23 protein-coding genes and 1 pseudogene are annotated in these 23,015 nt (G+C 64.7%); 12 read left to right on the forward strand and 12 right to left on the reverse strand.

Going from position 1 to position 23,015, the window contains the following annotated elements:
- Positions 1-99: 99 nt before the first annotated feature.
- From OG798_RS55310 to OG798_RS55320, 3 genes are all read right to left on the reverse strand, one after another.
- Positions 100-906, reverse strand: a complete 807-nt coding sequence (locus OG798_RS55310) for an ABC transporter permease (RefSeq protein ID WP_328760371.1) — start codon at positions 904-906, stop codon at positions 100-102.
- On the reverse strand, positions 903-1,988 hold the full coding sequence (locus OG798_RS55315) for an ATP-binding cassette domain-containing protein (protein ID WP_328760372.1): 1,086 nt from the start codon (positions 1,986-1,988) through the stop codon (positions 903-905). The genes OG798_RS55310 and OG798_RS55315 overlap by 4 nt, the downstream gene beginning before the upstream one ends.
- A 90-nt stretch (positions 1,989-2,078) precedes the next feature.
- Complete coding sequence (locus OG798_RS55320) at positions 2,079-3,044, reverse strand: DUF2332 domain-containing protein (RefSeq protein ID WP_328760373.1); 966 nt, start codon at positions 3,042-3,044, stop codon at positions 2,079-2,081.
- 967 nt (positions 3,045-4,011) lie between these two features.
- Between OG798_RS55320 and OG798_RS55325 the strand changes: the two genes are divergently transcribed.
- Positions 4,012-5,247, forward strand: a complete 1,236-nt coding sequence (locus tag OG798_RS55325; protein WP_328760375.1) for an ISAs1 family transposase — start codon at positions 4,012-4,014, stop codon at positions 5,245-5,247.
- A gap of 392 nt (positions 5,248-5,639) precedes the next feature.
- On the opposite strand, the gene OG798_RS55330 is transcribed toward OG798_RS55325, so the two are convergent.
- The 3 genes from OG798_RS55330 to OG798_RS55340 all read right to left on the reverse strand — a co-directional run bounded on the left by OG798_RS55330 (position 5,640) and on the right by OG798_RS55340 (position 7,107).
- Positions 5,640-6,434, reverse strand: coding sequence for an oxidoreductase (locus OG798_RS55330; protein WP_328760377.1), 795 nt, complete (start codon positions 6,432-6,434; stop codon positions 5,640-5,642).
- An 81-nt stretch (positions 6,435-6,515) separates the two neighbouring features.
- Entirely contained in the window at positions 6,516-6,707 is a 192-nt protein-coding gene (locus OG798_RS55335) for a hypothetical protein (protein WP_328760379.1), read from the reverse strand.
- Between the two features lie 97 nt (positions 6,708-6,804).
- On the reverse strand, positions 6,805-7,107 hold the full coding sequence (locus OG798_RS55340) for a TetR/AcrR family transcriptional regulator (protein ID WP_328760381.1): 303 nt from the start codon (positions 7,105-7,107) through the stop codon (positions 6,805-6,807).
- A 531-nt stretch (positions 7,108-7,638) separates the two neighbouring features.
- Here OG798_RS55340 and OG798_RS55345 point away from each other — a divergent pair.
- From OG798_RS55345 to OG798_RS55360, 4 genes and pseudogenes are all read left to right on the forward strand, one after another.
- On the forward strand, positions 7,639-8,466 hold the full coding sequence (locus tag OG798_RS55345) for an HARBI1 family protein (protein WP_328756145.1): 828 nt from the start codon (positions 7,639-7,641) through the stop codon (positions 8,464-8,466).
- A 257-nt stretch (positions 8,467-8,723) separates the two neighbouring features.
- Positions 8,724-8,873 (forward strand): hypothetical protein, encoded by a 150-nt coding sequence (locus tag OG798_RS55350; RefSeq protein ID WP_328760382.1) that lies wholly within the window; start codon positions 8,724-8,726, stop codon positions 8,871-8,873.
- Between the two features lie 175 nt (positions 8,874-9,048).
- Positions 9,049-10,056 carry a polyprenyl synthetase family protein gene (locus tag OG798_RS55355; protein ID WP_328760383.1) on the forward strand — a complete coding sequence of 336 codons (1,008 nt, stop codon included), beginning with the start codon at positions 9,049-9,051 and terminating at the stop codon, positions 10,054-10,056.
- Positions 10,057-10,414: 358 nt separating this feature from the next.
- Positions 10,415-11,529 (forward strand): annotated as a pseudogene (locus OG798_RS55360) (IS256 family transposase); the annotation flags it as partial.
- A gap of 16 nt (positions 11,530-11,545) precedes the next feature.
- Here OG798_RS55360 and OG798_RS55365 read toward each other — a convergent pair.
- The gene (locus tag OG798_RS55365) at positions 11,546-12,742 is read right to left on the reverse strand and encodes an IS110 family transposase (RefSeq protein ID WP_143607032.1); all 1,197 of its coding nucleotides are present in this window, start codon (positions 12,740-12,742) and stop codon (positions 11,546-11,548) included.
- Positions 12,743-12,936: 194 nt separating this feature from the next.
- Between OG798_RS55365 and OG798_RS55370 the strand changes: the two genes are divergently transcribed.
- The 4 genes from OG798_RS55370 (at position 12,937) to OG798_RS55385 (ending at position 15,312) form a co-directional block, all read left to right on the forward strand.
- Positions 12,937-13,086 (forward strand): hypothetical protein, encoded by a 150-nt coding sequence (locus tag OG798_RS55370; RefSeq protein WP_328760384.1) that lies wholly within the window; start codon positions 12,937-12,939, stop codon positions 13,084-13,086.
- A gap of 66 nt (positions 13,087-13,152) precedes the next feature.
- On the forward strand, positions 13,153-13,461 hold the full coding sequence (locus OG798_RS55375) for a transposase (protein WP_328512883.1): 309 nt from the start codon (positions 13,153-13,155) through the stop codon (positions 13,459-13,461).
- A complete protein-coding gene (locus tag OG798_RS55380; protein ID WP_328512882.1) occupies positions 13,458-14,375 on the forward strand; it encodes an IS3 family transposase in 918 nt (305 codons plus the stop codon). Before OG798_RS55375 ends, OG798_RS55380 begins: the two co-directional genes overlap by 4 nt.
- Before the next feature lie 418 nt (positions 14,376-14,793).
- Complete coding sequence (locus tag OG798_RS55385) at positions 14,794-15,312, forward strand: transposase family protein (RefSeq protein ID WP_328760386.1); 519 nt, start codon at positions 14,794-14,796, stop codon at positions 15,310-15,312.
- A gap of 8 nt (positions 15,313-15,320) precedes the next feature.
- Here OG798_RS55385 and OG798_RS55390 read toward each other — a convergent pair whose 3' ends face one another.
- From OG798_RS55390 to OG798_RS57060, 3 genes are all read right to left on the reverse strand, one after another.
- Complete coding sequence (locus OG798_RS55390; protein ID WP_328760387.1) at positions 15,321-16,544, reverse strand: cytochrome P450; 1,224 nt, start codon at positions 16,542-16,544, stop codon at positions 15,321-15,323.
- Positions 16,545-16,617: 73 nt separating this feature from the next.
- Positions 16,618-17,418, reverse strand: coding sequence for a lytic transglycosylase domain-containing protein (locus tag OG798_RS55395; protein WP_328760388.1), 801 nt, complete (start codon positions 17,416-17,418; stop codon positions 16,618-16,620).
- Positions 17,419-17,722: 304 nt separating this feature from the next.
- The gene (locus OG798_RS57060) at positions 17,723-18,214 is read right to left on the reverse strand and encodes a COG4315 family predicted lipoprotein (protein WP_443054260.1); all 492 of its coding nucleotides are present in this window, start codon (positions 18,212-18,214) and stop codon (positions 17,723-17,725) included.
- Positions 18,215-18,603: 389 nt separating this feature from the next.
- Between OG798_RS57060 and OG798_RS55400 the strand changes: the two genes are divergently transcribed.
- Positions 18,604-19,743, forward strand: coding sequence for a CHRD domain-containing protein (locus tag OG798_RS55400; protein WP_328760389.1), 1,140 nt, complete (start codon positions 18,604-18,606; stop codon positions 19,741-19,743).
- 512 nt (positions 19,744-20,255) lie between these two features.
- On the forward strand, positions 20,256-21,059 hold the full coding sequence (locus tag OG798_RS55405) for an alpha/beta hydrolase (protein WP_328760391.1): 804 nt from the start codon (positions 20,256-20,258) through the stop codon (positions 21,057-21,059).
- 92 nt (positions 21,060-21,151) lie between these two features.
- Here the strand turns inward: OG798_RS55405 and OG798_RS55410 are convergent, their stop codons facing one another.
- The gene (locus OG798_RS55410) at positions 21,152-21,373 is read right to left on the reverse strand and encodes an IS3 family transposase (RefSeq protein WP_328760392.1); all 222 of its coding nucleotides are present in this window, start codon (positions 21,371-21,373) and stop codon (positions 21,152-21,154) included.
- Positions 21,374-21,521: 148 nt separating this feature from the next.
- On the opposite strand from OG798_RS55410, the gene OG798_RS55415 reads away from it, so the two are divergent.
- Entirely contained in the window at positions 21,522-21,863 is a 342-nt protein-coding gene (locus OG798_RS55415; RefSeq protein WP_328760394.1) for a hypothetical protein, read from the forward strand.
- 360 nt (positions 21,864-22,223) lie between these two features.
- On the opposite strand, the gene istB is transcribed toward OG798_RS55415, so the two are convergent.
- Positions 22,224-23,012, reverse strand: coding sequence for an IS21-like element helper ATPase IstB (istB, locus tag OG798_RS55420; protein ID WP_443054275.1), 789 nt, complete (start codon positions 23,010-23,012; stop codon positions 22,224-22,226).
- Between the last annotated feature and the right edge of the window lie 3 nt (positions 23,013-23,015).

The raw sequence follows: 23,015 nt of genomic DNA on the forward strand, positions 1-23,015 counted from the left end.
CCGGCAAGAGAGAGACGGGGTGGTGCTGGGCCCGGCGAACGGGCCGCGGCCGTCGGCGGCACCTTCCCGCCCGGTCATCGCGGCGTCCTGAGGTGACGGTCACTCTCGCTGACGGAAGCGCGCGCCGGCCAACGGTGCGAAGACGGCCGTAATCCCCGCGGACCACATCAGCACGATCAGCGCAGGGTGGCCGACAGGCCCGCCGTTGATCAGGTTCCGGCTGGTATCGGCCAGCGCCGACAACGGATTGAACTGTGTAAAGGTCTGCAGCCAGTCCGGCATGGTCCGGGGGGGAGCAAAGATCGAACTGCCGAACTGAAGAGGCACTGCGACGATCACAATCAGGCCTTGAACTGATTGAGGAGTCCGCGCGACCATGCCGAGGAACAAGGATATCCAGAGAACCGCGGCAGCGAATACCAAGTTCAGCGAAATGGCCCCCAACAAGCCGAGCGGTCCTGCGGGTACGTCCAGGCCGATGACCATGGCGAGACAGAGCAGGATCGAAAGCGAGAACAGGGCTCTGAGGAGTTCTGCAATCAGTTTGGCGAACAGTACCGAGGAGGGCGATATTGGCAGTGATCGAAGGCGGTCCACGATACCGTCGCGGAAGTCAGTACTCATTCCGCTGCCGGCGGACAAGGAGATATTAGTGGCCAGGACACCGAGCAGGCCCGGCACCAAATATTGCATGTACGCCTCCCGGGAGGAGGACATGGCGCCGCCGAACACGTACACAAAGAGCACCGTGAAGACGACCGGCATCAGCACGGAATCGAGAAGCGACAGAGGGTCGTCTTTCACTCGCAGCAGATTTCGAAAAGTGAGGACTTGCGTGTGCCGCAGGTGGGCGCGTACATGGCCCCAGGACCCTTGCCACAGTGCTGTGATGCTCGGTGCGCTCACGAAGCCAGCCCCCCTTTCTCTTTCGGTCGATGCCCGTTACTGCCGGCAACCTTCCCCAAGGGTTCACCGTACTCGCTGGTCAGAGTGAGGAACACTTCGTCCAACGTGGGAGCACGGCTTTCTATACTGTGGACGGAGAACCCTGCCGACGCGATTACCCGGATTACAGCCGACATTTGTTCGTCGCCCTTCACCGGCACCGAAAGCAAGCATTGGTCCAGGTCGACCCGGACCTCGACCACTTTTGATGCGATCAAATACCGGTGCAGGGTGATGAGTTCGGAGTAGGAAACCGGCTGGATCACCATTGATTGGCCACCCAGTTGTGCCTTCAGCATGTCCAGAGTGCCAACGACCACCACGCTGCCGTGCTTCATGACAGTCAAAGCCTGGGCAAGTTTCTCGGCTTCCTCCATGTACTGTGTCGTGAGAAGTACGGCGGTCCCGGAGGCCGCGATATCGCGTATCTCGTCCCAGAGCTCATTGCGCGTCCGAGGATCCAGTCCCGTCGACGGTTCGTCGAGAAAGAGAACCTGAGGGCGGCCCACCATGCCTGCAGCGAGATCCAGGCGACGACGCATACCGCCGGAGTACGTCCTGGCCACGCGGTGAGCCGATTGCATAAGATCGAGCCACTCCAGCAACTCGTATGCGCGAGCACGAGCTCGCTTACGAGACATGTCGAGCAACCTGCCGATCAGGTAAAGATTTTGGAATCCGGAGAGGTGGTCGTCCACAGAGGCATACTGACCCGTGAGGCCGATGGCGCGACGCACCTTTCCTGCCTCGGAGGTTATGTCGTGCCCTGCCACGAACGCACTACCGGCGTCCAACCTGAGCAACGTGGAGAGGGCCCGGACAAGCGTTGTCTTGCCAGCTCCGTTAGGGCCGAGGACGCCATGGACTGTCCCAGGTGCGATAGTCAGGTCCAAGCCGTTCAACGCGGTGAACTTGCCAAACCTCTTTATTAAGCCGCGAGCGACAACACCTTCGGTTCCCGTGGCTTCGCGTGTCTCGAGTTGCGGCGCCATGGTCAGAATTCGTCTCCTAGAACTGAATAAGCAACCGAGTTTTCGATGCATGAATCCCGCATAAGTGAGCTCGAAGCTCCTGTGACCCCTAGCGGCGATATGCCGCCAAGGCTCACAGGCGCCTGGGCTGCGCGTCGTGGTTCAGGAGTAAACCGTCAGTTGGAGTCGCGGGGGAAGGGTCCATGCATGAGGCTCGCATGCCGCCCTGGCCAGGCTCATCCTCTGAGCGGCACTGCTGAGGATCCCCTCGATTTCGTGCTGTTGCTGCGCGCTGAGATAGCACCAGAAGAAGCTGTGCCACACGACTGTGTACACCGAGGGATCACTTGGTGCCTGCGCAAGTTCATTGGCGAGCCAGGCCGCAGCGTCGGCCCTGTCGACCCGAGGACGTTCTTCGGCAGCCAGAGCCAGGGCATCGTCCAGCTCCATCTGATCGATCTCACGCTCAGGGGGGAGGAATGAGTGGAGAATCATGGTGTCTGCAGGGCTGCTCGGGTCGCGCGGTGCCAGGTCACAACCGGCACGCTCCACGATCTGCAACTCACCCGGCATACGGCCCGGCGTAGCCAGTCGAACGGCCGAGTGGCGGTCTCCCCATTCCCAGCCGGGTCCGAACCATCGATAGCGGTCCACAAGCAGGTTCAGGCCGGCACAGGATCCCAGCTCGAGAAGCCTGACCCGGGATGCCGACAGTATGCCAAGCGCCTCAAGGAGCTGGGCTGCTCGGCTTGGATGGTGCTGTTGAACGGGACGGTCCAGTGCGTTACGGATCTCCTCGGGGTGCTCGAGGACTGCGCGAGTCACAAGCTCCCATGCCCGATGTGCATGCACGCACCAGTCCCTGCTGTCTTGCATCCGGTGGAGCAGGTCTCCTAGCTCGGGCGCGCGGCCCGCCAGGATGAGCCAACGGACGCCGGCAAGAATCCGGATACCTGAGAGCGAGGCGGTGGCGTTCGGGTGATCGGCTATCGCACGGCTGATGCGACCGTGTTCTTCAATATCATCGGTCACGCGCGAGAGCAGAAAAGAAGTAACAGGTGCGTACTGAGTAAGGCTGGCGGTCATCGCCCGCAGCTCAAGAATGTTCTGGTCCTGCGCTTGTGTCACGCGCTACTCCCCAAAAGAATGGGTCTCGGCATCCCGTCGGCACTTCTGACGGCCAATTATGCCAGGAGGAGGAAGAAGATAGAATCAGGGACACGGAAGGGGCCGACACCGGACTGTCGGCAACTCGCTCTCGGTCACCTGGCTCTCGGTCACCTGGCCGACACGATAGCGGCGTGATCGAGCTTACGCAATTCATTCTGCCCGCATCAGCTGGCCCCTATGTACAGTCATCAGGCAGAGCCTCCAAGGGCAGAAAAAAATGGCCCTTGGGCTTTCCTGCACAGACCAGCAGCCGCCCCTTCACGCTTTCCAAAATTGCGGGCCGCCTCGTACTACGCGCACATCCGGTAAGTAGTTCACCAGATTCCGAGTCGTCGCCGGGCGATGGGTACTCACCCGGCACTTTCGGTGACCTCGCCGCCCTCACCGGTCCAGTCCAGCAGTCCAGTCAGTCGGGACGAAACGGATCCAGGGCCTCGACGACCGCGCGATGACCACCAGGCTTGCAGTCGGCAGAGGGACCTGATGGGTCACGCAGAACGCTCTCCCATCTGCTCTGAATCGGGTGCGCTCCTGACATCAGTGGCGTTCGAAGCAGGCATGAAGGTCCCCTTCATCGCGATCATCGACTTGCTTTGACGACGTGTGTGAGGGACAGGAGGTTCAGATACCAGGTCAGCTGCCACCGGGATCGGGGCGCACGCGCCACCTCCCTGCGCCCCACGTCCTCGCCCCTCGGCCGTCCCGCCGCGTGCCCAGCAGGCCGTACGTGCCGCGGGCGGACGACCGACTCCCCCGCTGGAGAAGAAGCCCAGGGGCATTGCGTGATGAGGATTGGTCCGGGTTCGCCGGTCTCGCGGGTGACGTGCCGTCATGTCCGCTGTGTGGCAAGGAACCCCGCAGAGTAGAGCAGGCACGGTGCTGGTGATCATGTGGTTGTCGAGACCCATGAGAACCGAGCGAGACCGTGCCTGCCCGAACATCATCGCCCATCCCTTCCGCACTGGAGCAACTGGGCTCCCTGACCGATCCGCTCACCTCAAGTGATGTCGTTGACCTGCGATGTTTCCTGATCCTGGTCGCTGATCCCCGCGATGCGCGAGGACTGCGCTATCCGGCCCTCGCGTTGCTGTGCGCAGCCGTCTCGGCGGTGCTGACCGTGGCTCGCTCGCTCATCGCGATCGGCGAGTGGATCACGGATGCCCCACAGCACGTGCTGGGTGTCCTCGGCTTCGCCGTCGACCCGCTTACCGGTCTGCGGCCGGTGCCGCACGCCGCAACCGTGCGCCGCCTGCTGCAGCGCGTGGACGGTGACGCGCTGGACGCGGCGATCAGCGCATATCTGCAGGCCAGAACGCTGCCCCCGATCAAGCCTGAGGCGCAGAAGGCGCCAGTGCGACGGGTGATCGCGGTCGACGGCAAAGTGGTCCGCGGATCGCGAACCGCAACAGCCGCGGCGATCCAGCTGCTGGCGGCGATGGATCACCACGGCGTGGTCCTGGCCCAGCGACAGGTCGCCTCCAAGAGCAACGAGATCCCCGCCTTCGCACCGTTGCTGGACGGTCTCGGGCTGGAGAACACGGTGGTGACCGTCGACGCCCTGCACACCCAGCACGACCACGGGGCCTATCTGACCAGTCGCGGCGCGCACTACGTGGCCGTCGTGAAGAAGAACCATCCGGGCCTGTACGCCCAGGTCGGGAAGCTGCCCTGGCGGGACATCCCGCTCGGGCACCGCACGCGCGACCACGCACACCACCGCGACGAGATCCGCCGGCTCAAGGTCGCCGCGTTCCGCCACATCGACTACCCCGGCGCCCGCCAGGCGATCCAAGTCGTGCGGTGGCGACGCGACTTGAGCACCGGGAAGCTGACCATCGAGCGCGTCAACCTGATCACCAGCCTGAGCGTCTTCGACGCCACCTGCACCGAGCTCGCCACCTGGGTCAGAGGCCACTGGGGTATCGAGAACCTCCTGCACCACGTGCGAGACCGCACGTTCCGCGAGGACGACTCCAAGGTCCGCACCGGCAACCTGCCCCGCACCATGGCCTCCCTGCGCAACCTCGCCATCAGCGTCTTCCGCCAAGACGGTCGACCAACATCGCCGCCGCCCTCCGCCACACCGGCCGCACCTACCACCGGCCCCTACGAGCCCTCGGTCTCACGTGACGAACCCGGACAGATCTCGATCACGCAATGACCCTGAGAAGAAGCCGCGGGCAGGTTCGTCGAGTTCGGTCCGGCCGCGTACCGCAGGCCGCGGGCCCGGAAGCGGGCGAGGTCGCCCTCACGCGGCTGACGGCCTTGCGGGTCCGGACGGAGCGGACGCCGTCCAGATAGTCGATCGCTCGTTGTTGTGGGGCGCCGATGTTCGCGCCGCCATCGGCCCGCAAAGCCTGCCCGGTGACAAAGGGGAAGGACTGTGGCTCGGTGTGGACCGTTCCGATCGGGGTGTGGCCCCTTCCTGCCGGCTGCTCTGCCTGTTCCCCTGGATGTTGCACCCCGCTGATCGAACGCCGGTGCGTCGTCGTTTCTCCCAGTGCCGTGGTCCGGCCCGCAGGGCGAGGTGCGGCTGTTGTCCGCCGGGGAGGTTCAGAGGGTCTTGATGAGGCCGCCGTCGATGGTGAAGTCGGCGCCCGTGATGTTGCCGGCTCGGTCGCTGGCCAGCATGAGGACGAGGTCGGCGACTTCCTCGGGGCGGGTGAAGCGGCCGGTTGCGAAGCCGCCAGCGCCGGCGATGATCTCGTCGACGGCCGTGTCGTGGTCCACCCCCAAGGCGGACGCAACCTGGTCCGCCAGCCCGCCCTCGCCTACCCACATGTCCGTGGACACCGGGCCGGGAGCGACAGTGTTGACGCGTACGCCCTGGGGGCCGACTTCCTTGGACAGTGCCTTGGAGAAGTTGGTCAGGGCTGCCTTGGACGCGGTGTAGTCGATGATGCCGGGGTCGGGCAGGAAGGCGTTGACCGAGCTGATCGTCACGATTGCGCCATGGCTGGCCACCAGCGAAGGCAGAGCCGAGCGGCATGCCCGGACGGCGCTCATGAAGTTCGCGTTGAATGTGGTCAGCCAGTCCTCGTCGGTGACCGACAGGAACCCGTTCAACCGAGGGTGGAGGATGCCCACGTTGTTCACCAGGACGTCAATACCACCGAAGCGTTCCACAGCGGTTTCGACCAGTCGGTCGACCCCATCGGCAGCCGCGAGGTCACCCGCCACGGGCACCAGGCCGTGAGATTCGGCGAGTCCCGCAAGTCCCGGCCCAGGCGTGCGGGCCCCGGCCACGACGTAAGCGCCTTCCTCCGCGAAAGCACGGGCGATTGCCAGGCCGATGCCCCGGCTCGCGCCGGTGACAACTACTGTCTTGTCCTTGAGGTGCAGGTCCATGATGACTTCTTTCTGGATTGAATAATCCACAGAGTGAGGTGGGAGGAGTCGGTCGGGAGCGGAATGCAGCCAGCCGGCCGCTCAGTTCAAGACAACCAGAGCGCTGGAGACAGCACTCTCCAGGAACGCCCGGCCGGCGTGGACGTTGCCCATGACGCGCAGCCCTTGAACGAAGGCGGCCAGGAATCGGGCCGGCCCTGCCGGGCCCTTGTCAGCGGACAGCTCGCCACGCGCCCGCGCTCGCCCCAGGGCGCCGACGAGAGTGCCCTCCACCAGGCGCAGCGTCGCTCGGTTGCCGGATCGGCGGAGCGCTCGGTGGCGGCATTCACCAGGAAGCAGCCCCGCGCGGGATCGCACAGGTCCGCTTCGGTCATGCCGTGAGCGTTGCTCGCAGCGCGGACCACACGTCGGTGGCCGAATCCCGGTCAGAGATCAGCGCTCCGGCGTTGCGTGAGCGATACCGCTCAAGGGCGCGAGCATGGAGCTGCTCCTTGGAACCGAATGCGGCATACAGGCTCCCGCTGACGATGCCGAGTACAGCGGTGAGGTCCTGCAGGGAGGTCGCGGCGCAGCCGCGGCTCCAGAACAGGTCCATCCCACGGTCGATCGCCTGGTCTGCGTCGAACTGCCGGGGGCGTGCCATATCAGCACCGTAATTGTTCTGGATGAACAAGCAAGAATCATGATGGCCCGGCCTGGTTCGCAGCCTGGCCGGCCGGCTGCGGCCCGGCGTTCCTGGGGCCCACTGAGGCGACGCAGCGGGGAACGGGCGGAGGGCTCCCCCTGAGAAGCCGTGCGGCACAGCGGCCGATGGATGCGCCTTGCGGGAGCAGCGCACTCTCGGCCGCCGCGCGCGCGGAACCGATCCGCGATCCGGCCCATGATCACTTCAAGCGCCTCCCGCCAACGGCCGGATCCCTGTTGCGATCTGCGTCAACGACTCGTCGTCCCTCATCACGAACAAGATGACCACCGGTGACCGTAGCCGCCCCACCAGCGCGGATCACGATCTACAGCTGGAGTATCGGTTCCCTGCATGATGCCGTAGGGGTTGCAACGCACAATGAAGTCTTCTCGGCAACGTGACGGTTGCGGTGTGTGATGATGCCGGACGGCGGGATGGTGACTCGGCGTCAGACATGAGTGAAGCCCCTGGTAGGAACGAGTCTGCGAAGATCACGTTCCGTACAACCAGAGGCTCCACGTGGCGTCCAGTATCACCTACACCGCCGTGCTCGATGTCCGCAGGGCGACCGCCGAGCATCTCGCGAAGCTGCTGCGCGGGCACCGCGAGCAGCTCGGGACCCGCAAGGGCACTCGCGCGCTGGGCGTCTTCAAACAGGCGGTGTTCGTGCTGCGCTGGTTCGTCGACGGTACCCGGCTGGCCCAACTCGCCCGGGACAACGGCATCTCGGTACCGACCGCCTACCGCTACCTGCACGAAGGGCTGACGGTGCTCGCCAACCACGCTCCCGATCTGTCCACCGCGCTGGAGAGGGCGGCGGCGGCCGGGTACACCCACCTCAACCTGGACGGCACGGTCATCCGCACCGACCGTGTGGCCGCCGCCGGCCCCAACGGCGCGGACCTGTGGTGGTCGGGGAAGCACAAGCACCACGGAGGAAACGTGCAGGTCATCGCCACCCCGGACGGCTGGCCCCTCTGGGTCTCCCCGGTCCGCCCGGGCCGCGAGCACGACACCACCTGCGCACGGGCCCACGGGCTGGTCGACGCCCTGAACCGGCTCGCCGCCATCCTGGGCGTCCCTACCCTGACCGACCTCGGCTACGAGAACGCCGGGCCCGGCTTCCGCCACCCGGTCAAGAAGCCCAAGGGCGGTGAACTCGCCGACCCCGACCTGGCGTTCAACGCCGTGATCCGAGGCGTCCACGCTGTCGCCGAACGTGCCAACGCCCTGCTGAAGGTCACTTTCAAGGCCCTGCGCAGGGTCAGCCTCGACCCCTCGGCCATCACCCGCATCGCCCGAGCCGCCCTCGTCCTGCTCCAGCTCGAGCACGGCCGCACCGCCTGAACGAAGATCACAAAACGTCACGAGACGTTACCGAGAAGAGTTCAATGACCTCGCAACTGCAGATTCCGATAACGCATTTCAGGAGCGAATAGTTCAAGGCGCGATGCAAAATTTACTATCGCGTTCTCTCGGATCCGCCAATCAATCACCGGAGTTAATTGACAGTCCGATGGAATCGCCTCTACCGTTGTTGTGTCCGATACCGAGCACCCGGCAGAGGACTGCTGAGGTGCGTTCCAGAGTAGCCTGGAGTCGCCATGAATGAAATGTCCGTAATCAGTGCCGCAGAGCAGGTCCTGGCAGGTCAGCACGATGCTGAACTGCCTGAGCTTACCGACGAGGGTATCGACTACGCGGTGACCATGGACCACACGACGCCCAATTCCTACACCTCAAAGATCTGCTGAATAGGTACCGCCGGTTACTGAAGGCGTGCCGAATCCCCGAGCGGTACGCCTTCGCCGGGCCGGGGCCCTGAATGCCATTGTTCGGGCGGTAGCAAGAAATCCGCTGTCTCTGGAATTCGGGGCCCCGGTCACACGTGCACAGCAGAATTCCTAGTCAGAAAGTTTAATTCACACCATGACGGTCGTCGACATAACTCCGGCGTACAGCAGCCTACTGGTCTGGGAGGACGAAATCGCGGCGGCCGTTCGATCTTTCATTAGCCGACTCGGTGACTCATGCCCGTCCGTCGCAGACGTGGTCGTGAGACTCATCGACACCGATTTCACAAAGGCCAGCGTGTTTCGCCTCCTGCCCTTTCCTGTCCTGTCCGGTCTGGGCGGGGACACCATCCGTGCCCTGCCGGTGGCGGTTGCCTCGCGGATCTGGTGGACCGGGGCAGAAGTCTTCGATGACTTGGCTGACGGCCAGTATGACGACGCTGCTACTGGAGTGTCCGCCGCCCAAGCAGCTGTCGGCAGTGCTGCGTGTGTGGGCGTGATTCCCTTGGCAGTGCTCGACCACTGGGAACTGTCGCCCAGTCTCAGGACTCACTGGTCGCGGGAGCTCGTAAAGAGTTCACTCCATGCCGCCGAGGGCCAACTGTCGGACGTCTCCTCAGCCTCCGCAGCCCTCTCCTGGGCCACGGTGATGAGGGGATATGCGGGCAAGTGCGGAGCGCCGTACGCCAGAGACGCAGCCATGGCTGCACACTTGGCCGGCGCATCCGATGAGATGGTCCGTGGATGGCGCGCCTTCGGGCAGCTCTTCGGAGTGATGCGCCAGTTGGCCAATGACCGGGGAGCGGATTCGGCCGAGGTGGACGAGGACCTCGTCAACGGCACCCAGACATTGCTGCTCGCCCACGCATTCGAGACGGCCGGGGGAGCCACAGAGTTGGAGGAGCTCACGTCGCTCCGCGTTGCGGCTCAAAGCGACGTGACCGCACGCGTGGCCTTCGGGGAGCGGCTCAGCGCTCCGGGCATAGCGACCACCTACAACCGGCGCATAGACAGGATCCACCGGCATCTGTGCGCCCTGCTGGAAGCCTTGGCCCCAGCGTCGGGGGATAGGGCCCTGCTCAGGTGGATGCTGAACACCTCCGTGGAGGCGGCGCATCTGCACGGTGTGGAGGGTGCGGCATGATTCCGGCCAGCAGCCTTCGGACATTGCGCCACATGGCGGTCGCGATGACTCGGAGATGCCCATGTCCGTGAGCAATCCGGCCGGGCTCACCGATGATATCGGGGCGCCGGGAGCCGTATTTGCCTTGTGACGCCGGACCACCCGGACGCCGCTGCCCCATTATTCGGTCTCCGAGTCTTTGCGGGCGTGCGACTGCCGGGATGGCGTCCCGCGTGATGGTGTAGGCGATCACCGTGCGGGTGTGCGCGGGCGGGTGCCCGGGGCGTGCATCCGGTGACGGTCTCCGCTCCCTGCGCATAGGGCAGGCCACCGTGCAAATCTCCCTGGTGAACGGCCAGTTCAACCCGAGAGGTGCCCGATGGCCTTGTCCCAGTCTGACCTACAACGCCTGCTGGAGTCACTACGCACGGCGGACGGGATCGAGCTCGTCCGCAACGTCGCCGAGCGCATGCTGCAAGAGCTGATCGAGGCCGAGCTCAGCGGCCGGATCAGCGCCCAGTGGAACGAGCACACCGAAGCCCGCACCGCCTTCCGCAACGGCCACCGGGAGAAAACCCTGGCCACCCAGGCCGGCGATCTGGACCTGGCGATACCGAAGCTGCGCAGCGGCAGCTTCTTCCCCAGCCTGCTGGAACGGCGCCGCCGCATCGACCAGGCGCTCTACGCGGTCATCATGGAGGCGTACGTGCACGGGGTGTCCACCCGCTCGGTCGACGACCTGGTCAAGGCGCTCGGCGCGGACAGCGGCATCTCCAAGAGCGAGGTCTCACGGATCTGCGGTGACTTGGACGAACAGCTCACGGTCTTCCGCGGCCGGCCCCTGGATCACAGCCGCTTTCCCTACCTCTACCTGGACGCCACCTACTGCAAGGTGCGCGTGAACCACCGGATCGTCTCCCAGGCCGTGGTCATCGCCACCGGCATCAGTGAGGACGGCGGCCGTGAGGTGCTGGGTGTGATGGTCGGCGACAGCGAGACCGAAGCGTTCTGGAGCGAGTTCCTGCGCTCCTTGCGCGAACGCGGCCTGGGCGGGGTCCGTCTGGTCATCTCCGACAGTCACAGCGGCCTGGTGGCAGCGATCCGCAAGGTCATGCTCGGCGCCGCCTGGCAGCGTTGTCGTGTCCATTTCCTGAGGAATGTGTTTTCCGTGATCCCCAAGGGATCCGGGGAAATGGTCGCGGCGACCATCCGCACCATCTTCATCCAGCCCACCGCCGAAGCCGTCCATCACCAACTCGATGCGGTGGCCGACATGCTCGGGCAGCAGTTTCCCAAGGTCAGGAAGATGCTCCTGGACGCCAAGGAGGACCTGACCGCCTTCGCCGCCTTTCCCATCTCGCATTGGAAGAAGATCCAGTCCTCAAATCCCCTGGAACGGATCAACCGCGAGATCAAGCGCCGCACCGACGTCGTGCAGGTCTTCCAAACCCGGCCGCCCTCGAACGGCTGGTCACCGCCGTGCTCAGCGAGATGCTTCCCAATCTGGAAGTCAAGCGGCGTGAGTGACTGGTGGTGTCACGGTGTAGCACCGTCGGTCACGTATCAGGGCCCACAGGACGTTGACGCGACGACGGGCCAGGGCGAGGACGGCCTGGACGTGTCGTTTACCCTCGGCTCTCTTCCTGTCGTAGAAGCGGCGCGAGTTGGGGTCGCAGCGGATGCTGACCAAGGCGGAGGTGTAGAAGACGCGTTGCAGGCGTCGGTGGTATCGCTTGGGGCGGTGGAGGTTGCCGCTAACCTGCCCGGAGTCTCGTGGCGCGGGCGCCACGCCGGCGAAAGCGGCGAGCCGGTCCGGGGTGGGGAACGCGTCCATGCTGCCGCCAGTGGCGGCGAGGAGTTCGGCGCCCAGGGTGGTGCCGATGCCGGGCATGGAGGTGATCACATTGGCGAGTTCGTGTTCGCGAAACCGGCCCTCGATGAGCTTGTCCGTCTCGGTGATCTTCTCGTTGAGGGCCATCACCTCCCTCGCCAGGGTGTGCACCATCTTCGCGATGGCCCTCTCACCCGCAACGGCCGTGTGCTGGCGCTCCGCGGCCTCGACGGCCTTGGCTGCGAGGGCTTCAGCGCGGTAGACCTTGCGGTTGCGCAGCCAGGTCGTCAGGCGCCGTTTGCCCGTGCGGCGAATCGCTGCCGGGCTCTGGTATCCCGTCAGCAGGACCAAGGCGCCGACGGTTCCCATGTCTAGGGCCCGTTCCAGGGCCGGGAACATGCTGTTCAACAGGGACTTGAGTCGGTTGAGCGTGCGGGTTCGGTCCTCGACCAAGTCGGAGCGATGCTCGGTCAGAAGCCGCAGTTCGATGGCGGCCTCGTCACCGGGGCGGATCGGCAGCAGGTCCCGGCGCATCCGGGCCTGGTCGGCGATCACCTTCGCGTCCCGGGCGTCGGTCTTGCCCTCGCCGCGGTAGCTGTCGGTGGCCCGGTTCACTACGACACCAGGGATGTAGACGAGTTCCTGACCGTGGGCGATCAGCAGCTCGATCAACAGGGCGGGCTCACCACCCGTCATGTCCATCGCCCAGGTCACACGGCCACCGTCGGCGATGTCGAGAACGTCGCCGATCAGCTCCAGCAACTCGGGCTCGTCGTTGGCCACCCGGCGCGACAGCAACGTGTCACCCTCGGCATCCAGGACCAGGCAGTGGTGGTGGGTCTTGCCGCAGTCGGTCCCCGCCCATATCCGGCTCATTGCACTCCATCAGGTCGTTCTTGTCTTGCGTACCACGGACGACCTCGCCGGCATTGCTCTACACAGCGACACATTCGCACTTCCCAATCGGCGGCCGAGTCGTCGTGGGGAACCGGGCGGCCAAGCATCTCGAGCCACAACCGGCAGCACGACGACAGCCACACCCGGCTCCCCTGGGCGCCACAACCCTACGAATGGCTGGGGCTAACCCAGGAAGGAAGGTAGAGCACGACGAATGGATCGCCTTCCCCCGCCGCTACCTGTCCGAAGGCAGCATGACTGCCATCTACGCCGCCGAACACGCCGACCACACCACCCATGCACTCCCCAACACCCCGAACTGAAGTTCCCCCGAGATGCGGAGGAAGTTGACAGCTGGTCAGATGGGGCTCATGAGAGGACCTGTGACCATGGCTGCACCCCGGAAATACTCGCTCGAGTTGCGTGAGCGTGCGGTACGGATGTACCGCACCACCGAGCCGAAGCCCCAGATCAAGAAGCTGGCCGTCGACCTCGGCGTGCATCCCGAGGCCCTGCGCGGCTGGATCCGGCAGGCCGAGGCGGACGCCGGCGAACGCGACGACCGTCTCACCACTGATGAACGCGCCGAACTCGCGACCCTGCGCAAGGAGAACGCCCAGCTCAAGCGGGCCAATGACGTCTTGCGGACGGCCTCAGCTTTTTTCGCGGCACAACTCGACCCGACCCGGCCCAGGTGACGGCGCTCGTTGACGAGCATCCCCGTCTGGGAGTCGAGTACGTCCTGCGGGAACTGCACATCGCCTCCACCACCTACTATCGCTGGCGCCGTGCGGAGAAGGAGCCGTGCGAACGGCGGCGCCGCGACGTCGAGCTGACCGAGCGGATCAAGGAGATCCACGCGGATTCCGGCGGGAACTACGGCTCGCCGCGTGTGCACGCCGTCCTCAAACGCGAGGGCGTCCACGTGGGCCGCAAGCGGGTCGAGCGCCTGATGCGCGAGGCCGACATCGCGGGAATCAGCCCGCGGCGGAAGGGCTTCACGCGCCGCGACCCCAAGGCCACCCTCGCCCCGGACCTGGTCAACCGGGACTTCACCGCACCGGCACCGAACCGGTTGTGGGTCACCGACCTCACGATGATCTCCACCGGCGAGGGACCGTTGTGGCTCTCGGCGATCAGGGACGCCTTCTCCCGCCGGGTGGTCGCGTGGGAGACCTCCGCCCGCGCGGACGCCGACCTGGTCCTGACCACGCTGGAGTACGCGCTCGCGTCCCGCGAGGTCGAGCCCGGCAAGCTCATCCACCACGCCGACCACGGCTGTCAGTACACATCCATCAAGCTCACAACCCGGCTGTTGCGAGCTGGAGTTGAGGCGTCCATGGGCTCCGTCGGGGACTCGTACGACAACGCCCTCGCGGAGAACCTCTGGATGCTCATCAAAACCGAGGGCCTCCGTGGCCGCACCTTCACCACAAGGGCCGAGGCGAACCTCGCGCTCTTCGAGTACATCGACGGCTTCTATAACTCCCGCCGCATCCAGGAACGCCTCGGCTTCCTCAGCCCGATCGAGTTCGAGGAGAAGTACTACGCCGAGCAGGCGACGGCCGAACCAACGAATCTGAACACCCGTCACCCCCTGCCGACCAGCTGATCAGCGGCTCCCGCATGACGGGGGAACCTCAAACGCTACGCAAGATTGATCGCCTACACCAACACAGGGGACGTGACCACTGCCGGCGCTCACAGGCCGCGCTTTAGAGCTCGCCGCGCACCTCGCGCACCGCAGATCGAACCTGCTTCAGTCCGGGAGACGGCCTGCAAGCGTATGAGTCTGCAGTGCCGTGCCAGTTCCGGGCAGAAGTGCGTGCCCGGTCCAGGAGGCCGGTCGAACCCGCATCGTGACCGGCTCTGGGGCAGGGGCATTGCGTGATGAGGATTGGTCCGGGTTCGCCGGTCTCGCGGGTGACGTGCCGTCATGTCCGCTGTGTGGCAAGGAACCCCGCAGAGTAGAGCAGGCACGGTGCTGGTGATCATGTGGTTGTCGAGACCCATGAGAACCGAGCGAGACCGTGCCTGCCCGAACATCATCGCCCATCCCTTCCGCGCTGGAGCAACTGGGCTCCCTGACCGATCCGCTCACCTCAAGTGATGTCGTTGACCTGCGATGTTTCCTGATCCTGGTCGCTGATCCCCGCGATGCGCGAGGACTGCGCTATCCGGCCCTCGCGTTGCTGTGCGCAGCCGTCTCGGCGGTGCTGACCGTGGCTCGCTCGCTCATCGCGATCGGCGAGTGGATCACGGATGCCCCACAGCACGTGCTGGGTGTCCTCGGCTTCGCCGTCGACCCGCTTACCGGTCTGCGGCCGGTGCCGCACGCCGCAACCGTGCGCCGCCTGCTGCAGCGCGTGGACGGTGACGCGCTGGACGCGGCGATCAGCGCATATCTGCAGGCCAGAACGCTGCCCCCGATCAAGCCTGAGGCGCAGGAGGCGCCAGTGCGACGGGTGATCACGGTCGACGGCAAAGTGGTCCGCGGATCGCGAGGCTCTGACGGGGAGGCGGACCGCGCAAAGCCGCCGGAGTGCTGACCAACTCGTCACGTCAGCGTCACCGGAAGGGTTTCGTACCCGCGCAGCACCAGCCGGTCCCGGCGGGTCGGCCGCGCCTGCCGGTCCGGAGCCAGCCGCGGATAACGCGCCAGCAACCGACGGACGGCCACGGTCGCCTCCAGTCGGGCGAGCCTGGAGCCGAGGCAGAAATGCGCGCCCGCGCCGAAACTCAGCGGCCGGATGTCCGGACGGTCCGGATCGAAGCGGTCCGGGTCGTCGTACCGGCGCGGGTCGCGATTGGCGGCACCGAGCAGCAGCAGCACCTCGTCACCGGCCCGGATGCTGACGCCGTCGACCGTGAGGCCCTCGGCGAACGCCAGCCGCGAAGTGAGCTGAACCGGTGAGTCGTAGCGCAGCACCTCCTCGACAAAGTCGGCCGGTGCCACGGCGCCGGCCCGCAGCCCCGCAGCGATGTCGGGGTGGTCGAAGAGCACTTGCAGTCCGTTGCCGAGCAGGTTGGTGGTGGTCTCGAACCCTGCGACGAGCAGCAGGACGAGATTGGAGATCAGTTGCTCATCGGTCAGCCGGGCGTCCTCGGCGTCCCGCACCTGGACCAGCGCGCTGACCAGGTCGTCACTCGGATTGGCCCGCCGCTGCGCGACCAACTCGCGGAAGTACGCCTGCAGTTCGACGGCCGCAGCATCGGCGGAGTCGAGTACGGACAAGTCGGACAGCAATTCCAACGAGACCATCAGATCGGAGATGGGTCCCCGGAACCGGTAGCGGTCCGACTCCGGGAGGCCAAGCAGCTCACAGATGACACTGACCGGCAGCCGGAAGGCGAAGGCGTCCATGAAGTCCACCGGCGAGCCGTCCCCGCCCGCCTTGTCGAGACCGTCCATCAGGACGTCGACGGTCCGCGTGATCGCGGGCTCCAGCGCGGCGACGCGGCGGGCGGTGAAGACAGCGGAGACCAGCGACCGCACCTGGCCGTGAACCGGCGGATTGGTCCACAGCATCGAATCGTTCAGCACGGCGAACGAGGCATGCTTCTGGTATTCGTTCGACCAGGACATCCGGACCTCCCTGTCCGGCACGCCGTACCCGGGATCACGCAGGATGGCGTTGATCACCCGGTATCCGGAGGCGAGCAGAAACCCGTCCGCGACCGGCGCGATGGGTGGCAGCGCACGCGCATGCGCGTACAGCGGATAGGGGTCCGCCCGCCCCTCCGGGGTCATCAGTTGTTCCACTATCGTGGCCACGTCCATCGGCGCTCCTTCGCAACGGCGGACCACCGGCCTCGGCCGGTGGCGGCTCACACTGCCTCTGTCGTTGAATTCTCTAATCCTGTTGCGATGAGGGGCTTGCCGAAGTGGTGGCGCTGAATGACGGAGACGGGGCACCCACGCCCTCATACTTCGCGAACAAGGACCTAATCACTGTCACATACCCCTGGGATTGGTTTGTGGCCGGGACGCCCCTGGCCTGGCGTACCGCGTCCAGGCCGGCGTCATACGCCGCCAATGTCAGATCGAGTTGACTGCCGACGGCCTCGTTGTTTTCGATAAGATTTTTTACGTCTGCAGCCAAGGAGCACAGGTAGCGGCCTTGAGCCATGATCGAGTCGGGTGCGTCGAAGGCCGAAACCCTGCCGTTCCCGTCGTCGTCCTGGCCGAACTGGTTGAATACGGCTTCAGGTAGTTGGGAAATGCCTTGGGAGCCGTCCGGACCAACCAGCGTCGGGTTGTATGCAGACTCCCGCTCGATCTGGGCGGCGATTACGACGGGCCCGACCGTGTCGCAGATACCGCCCGCGTTGTGAATGGGTTCCAGCAGGTCCGCTGGCACTTGAGCCGGGTCTATTTCGCCTTTTCCGTCTCCCTGCATGATTTCGATGACCCGGTCTGCTTCGCCACCCGGGTCCGAGCTCCCGCCGCCACCCGTGAAGAAAAGAATGAGGGATATGAGCGGTGCGAACAGTACCCCGAGCCCACCAAAGATGACGATGACGACAGCAACGCCCGCCAAGGCGACGGGCGACATCAGGCAGCCGAAACCACCCGCTGCGCCGAGCGCCATCTGGGACGCGCTGCCGCTCGCTGAAGAATTCTGCTTGCCAGGGTCTTCTGGCGACTGCGTCACGAAGACATCACGTGCTCTCCCATACCGCTTGAACGAACTCCTCCACATTGAGTCGCCGATGTCATGGACACTGGTTGGCCGACCCTCGTTGTGGCGGTCTGACGGGCCACGACGGACTCAGAGAGCCCAACGAGTGCCAGAGCAAACCAGTTCAACGAGAACGACACGGTGCAAGGAAGGGGGGAAAGGGCCGTATGAGCGTTCCTTCGATGGAGCGCATCGTCTCGACAACCGAACGTGCCTTGGTGCCGGCAAAGGGAACTGACGGGGCGGTCAACTCCCGCCACGCCAGGACGAAGCGTGATTAGGCGGCGGGCGTCTTCATCAACTTGCCCTGAGCGGTTACAACGAACCACTCACCGTCCAGTCCCTGTCCATTGATGTCCCCGGGTACGGCGTCGCCGACGTAGTAGTAGAGTGGCCAATCACCATAGGTGACCTGACTGACGTCGCCCGTGAGTTTGGCCTTGCTCAGCAGCGACTTCTCCGTGCCTGCTCCGGCCCGTGCTGCCGTCGATGAGGTAAGGGCGGGCCAGACCGCTATGCAGTCCGTGCCGCAATTACTCACACTGCTCTTGTCCCGGGTGAATCCGTACAGGGTACGGCCCGACTGGTCCACGAGAATGCGCCCGAACTCGGAATCGGCGACCTTGATCGATACTGAGTGTCCGGCGTGCTGCCCTGCGGGCCGGGTGGCTCCGCCACCTCCCGCTTCAGTCCCCTTACTGCAAGCGGATGTGGTGACTAGTGCGAGTGCAACAGCAGGAAGTACTAGGAGAGCAAGGCGAGTACGCATTCGGGGACTCCTGTGAGAAATAAGGTGGGCGGTCGGTGACTGTTGGGGAAGGGACTGCGCAAGCCGTCCCTGGCACGAGTCGCTACGGCCGTACACCGGATCGGGTTCAAGCAGTGGTGTGCGAAATTTTTTCTCCGCTCGTGTTGATGCGGTCCCGGGACTCCTTGCGTAGTGCGGGGTGCACCCGACAGCGTCAATGACACGGAGGTCAACAAGTGCGCCCTCGTACTCTCGCTTCCACTGCGGTGGCCATGGTTGCCGCACTGGCTACCGCAACGCCCGCCCTGGCCATGAGCCAGCACGACCACCACATGCTCGGAGGGTCTACGAACCACGGCATGGACTACTCAAAGCCCAGGGGCCCTGCCAGGGGACCGTCTTTCTCCCTCGTGGCGAACCTCACCGGTGACCAGGAAGTTCCCGTAGCCGGCGGCCCCGCCGTCGGCGACAAGGACGGTTCCGCTCAAGCGCTTGTACAGGTCAGGGGTGACCGGGTCACCTTTGCCCTGGCGTGGCAGGGTATCGGTGCACCGACCCTGGGTCATATCCACCAGGGGAACGCCGGCACCAATGGTGACGTCAAGGTCCCGCTGTTCACTTCGGCAATGCCCAGCACCTTGAACTCAGCGGCCGGCCAGGTAAGCGTCACGGACGCAGCGCTGGCCCGGCAGCTCGAAAACGAACCCGCTCATTTCTACGTCAACCTGCACAGCAAGCAGTTTCCCGGCGGTGCGGTGCGTGGACAGCTCAAGCGTGCAAGGGCACACGTGAACCCTCTCAACATCATCGAGGGCGGCGCTCTGCATGCAATTTCCGATGGCGGACAGGAAGTTCCGAAGAACGACCAGAGTAAGGTGGGGGATCCAGACGGTGAGGCCATTACCTTCCTGCACGCGCGCAACAATACCGTTGATTTCTCCATGGCCTGGGTGAACATTGCACCTCCCACCCTGGGCCATGTCCACCAAGGACGTTTCGGGCAGAACGGTGATGTGAAGTTCCCGCTCTTCACGACGCCTGTTCCCGCCGGGGTCTTCGCGGTGTCCGGCTCTCTGGTCAACCAGGACCCGTCAGCGATCCGCCAGGTGCAGAACAATCCCGGGGATTTTTATTCCAACCTCCACACGCCTGAATTTCCTGACGGAGCCGTTCGGGGCCAGCTCTTCGGAAACGACCTCGGCTATGGCACGAGTACTTCCAGCGAGCCCAAGGAGACAACTCCCGGGAACAGCGGCGGGTCGGCTTCCAGCACGAATGGTAAGGCCGCCCCCCGATCCGGTCGCGCAACCCTGCTCGACGATCCTGGCCCGTTCTCCGGGAAAAGCCCCTCGCAGGGTGTGGCAGGCACGGGGTGCGTTGATGTGTCGCGGCCCGGGGTCGCGTCGGCCGTCCAGACTGAGCAGCCGATCAATGTCTGGTCTGGGCCGGGTTGCACCGGTGACTCGTTGGTGATCAGTGGCGACACCACTGACCTGAGCAAGGTCGGCTTCAACGACAAGATCGCTTCGATCTTCTTCGGTGACATCTGACATCCTCGTCACTTGCTTGCGGGGACGCACATGTCCGGCCTGTTGTCCGCTGGGCCGTGCTGTTCGGCACGGTGCGCCCCTTCTTCCTGGCTCGGGGCTGTCGGCGAATGAGCTTTTCAGAGTGGCCGCCGGGCGGGTGACGAGGCAGGTTCCCGCAACGCACGAGGCTCCTGCGCTGTTGAGAGAGATGTTCGGTGTCTCAACTCACCAGCACAGGAGCCGCGTTGGTTCCCTGTCCTGCCGCTCGTGATCCGGACACAGCCGAACGTGAAACACGCAGGTCACGGGGCAGGAGCGAACGTCTGCCGCAGTGATCACCACACAGCGTCTTCGACAGATCACCCTGTCGATGGCGGACGCCGTCTGCGTGCAAGCTCGCGACCAGCGTCAGGCGCTCAGTAACAGGCGCCCCACTCGCGCAGACGACAGTCATGTGACTGAAGCGGATGGAAAGCCACGCGCCAAGCATGGTCCTGCAAGTACAGGTTCGCTCATGACGGAAGGACGAATCGATGCCGCAGGGCACGGCGAAACCCGTGATTTTCATCCAAAGTCTCTGGCTGCACGCATCGTCCTGGGAGCCGTGGGTGCATATGTTCAAGGAAGCAGGATCCTCCCCGCTCGCGCCAGGTTGGCCAGGATCGGCAGAAAACGCTGATGCGAATTATGCCTGCCGAGAGAGTATCGCGGACAAGGGAATCGACGATGCTGTGCAATACTACGCGGGTATCGCGGCTGCATGTTCGCAACGACCGATTCTGATTGGTCATTCTTTCGGGGGTCTGATCGCTGAAACGCTGCTACAGCAGAGACTATGTGCTGCGGCGGTCTCTATCGCCGCTGTCCGTAGTGCGCGTGAAGTTCCCTTTTCCGCCTTGCGCTCTCCGTGGTCGAGACTTGCCTCCTTGTCCAGCAGGCTCCCCACTGTCACGTTGTCCGCGCGGCAGTTCAGATATGCGTTCGGCAACGCTGTGAGTCTGGAGGAGTCAGAGAGACTGTACGAACGTTGCACGGTTCCCGCACCAAGCAGACCTCTCTACGAAGTCGCGGCAGCCAATTCATCTCCCCTTCCCCCGGTCAAAAGCGAGACCGCAAACAACGGGCGTGGGCCACTGCTTCTAATCTCGGGGGGAGAGGACAACACCGTCCCCGCATCTGTTGTGAAGCATGCTTTCGAGGAGTATTACAGGTCATCGGCCGTGACTGATTATCTTGAACTCCCCGGCCGGGGCCATTCGCTGACGATTGACAGCGGCTGGCGGGACGTTGCCGCTGCTTGTCTTGAGTGGCTGGCCAAGCAGGACTGCAGCAGCTGACCCAGGATGGAAGCCGACGGCACGGCCGCACACTGCCTTCGCACCCAGGGCCTATACCCTCTGAGGTTCCCCCGCTGCGCGAGAGGTGCTGATCAGCTGGTCAGGACGGGTTGACGGGGTTTCAGGTTCGCTCGGTTGGGTGCTGCCTGTTCGGCGTAGTGCTTCTCCTCGAACTCGATGGGGCTGAGGTAGCCGAGGCGTTTCTGGATGCGCCGGGAGTTATAGAACCCATCGATGTACTCGAACAGCGCCAGGTTCGCCTCGGCCCGCGTGCCGAAGACGCGGCCGCGGATGCACTCCGTCTTGGTGATCATCCATAGGTTCTCCGCGAGTGATGCCGATCTCGAATTTTCCTCAGAGGTGCTCTTGCTCCCCAGTTGATTCGCGAAGCGAATCAACTGGGGATGTTCGGTGAGCGTCGGGGATGCTCCCAGTGTCAGACCCATCGGGAATGATCGGCTCATGCTGCAAGCGAGAGACGAACGCGGCCGCCTGGTGAAGAAGCCCCAGGCGTCGGCACTGAGTGAGATGGTGGCCAACCTTGGGCGGGGCAATGCCTTCGTGATTGTCGAGCGAGTCGACGATGAGTCCGAGGGTGACTGGTATGTGCAGGTGTGGTTGAGAGACGACAACACCTACCAGTTGGAGTTCCGGGACGGGACGGCCGCTGAGCACTATCAGACTCGGACGATCTCCCAGGAGAAAGTGATCGAGGCTCTGGGTGGGTGGGCCGAGAACCGCCGGACCTGGAAGGACGCCTTCATGTGGAACAACATCGGCGACTGGTTCGAGAACGCCGACTGACCCTACCGCCTGGTGCGACAAGGTCAGCGGTCTTGCTGAACTCAGCAGCGGCGCATGGGGATGACATCAGGGCTGGCCGCGGGAATGCTGGGTCGAGCGGCTTCGGGGGTCGCGAGCAACGCGACGATGGTGACCGGTTTGTCGCAGTGGGGGCAGTTGCGGATTGCCGTCGGTGCCAGTGGGGTCACCGGCAGAGGCGCCTCAGCTGGCGTGCCCTCGGCTTGGTCAGGGGTGTCCTCGCGTTCGCGGCGTCGGCGGCGGGCGGCTTCTGCTTTGCAGCGGGGTGTGCAGTAGGTATGACGGGCGGCTGCCTGGGGGTTGACCTGGAACTGTGTCCAGCAGATGGGGCAATCTCGGAGTTCAGCCAGCACGTCCGGTCACTCCCTTGCGGAGGTTGTCGGAGTGGGCCTGGTGCGAACGCAGACGATAGGACGGTCCGTCGATGCCGACCACCGCGGCCCGGTGCAGGAGCCGGTCGAGCATCGCGGCCGCGACCGTGGCGTCGCCAAAGGCGCCAGCCCAAACTGCGATACCGACGTTGGTCGTCAAAATCGTGCTCGACTTCAGATACCTCTGGTTGATCACCTGGAAGAGAGCTGACGCACCGTCACCAGGCAGCGGGAGATAGCCCAGTTCGTCGATCACCAGAAGCCGGGGGCCGGCGAAGAAACGCATGATGGTCGACCAGCGTCCTTCGAGAGCGGCCTTGTGGCATTTCGCCGCGAGTTCGGCGGCGGTGGTGAAGTAGACGCGGTGGCCGGCGTCGACCGCGGAGCGGGCGAGCGCGACGGCCAGCATCGTTTTGCCGACGCCTGGCGGGCCGACCAGCAGGACGTTGGAGGCGTTGTCGAGGAACCGCAGGGTGGCCAGGTCGCGGATGAGTTTCTCGTCGACTCCGGGCTGAGCGGCGAAGTCGAAGTCATTCAAGGTCCAGGGCTCGGGCAGGCAGGCGAACCGGAGCCGGGAGGCGAGTTTGCGCGCTTCGGTCGCCTCGACTTCGATCTCCAGGAGCTTCTCCAGGGCCGTGGTCAGCGTCATCCGCTCGGCTCGCGCCTGGTCGAGCACCCGGGGCAGGGCCTCGGCGGCGTCGTTGAGTTTGAGATAGGACAGGTGGCCTCGCAGCTGCTGGTAGCGGCGGGCCTCGCTCATCGG

The sequence above is a fragment of the Streptomyces sp. NBC_00271 genome (genome assembly GCF_036178845.1).
GTDB lineage: Bacteria > Actinomycetota > Actinomycetes > Streptomycetales > Streptomycetaceae > Streptomyces.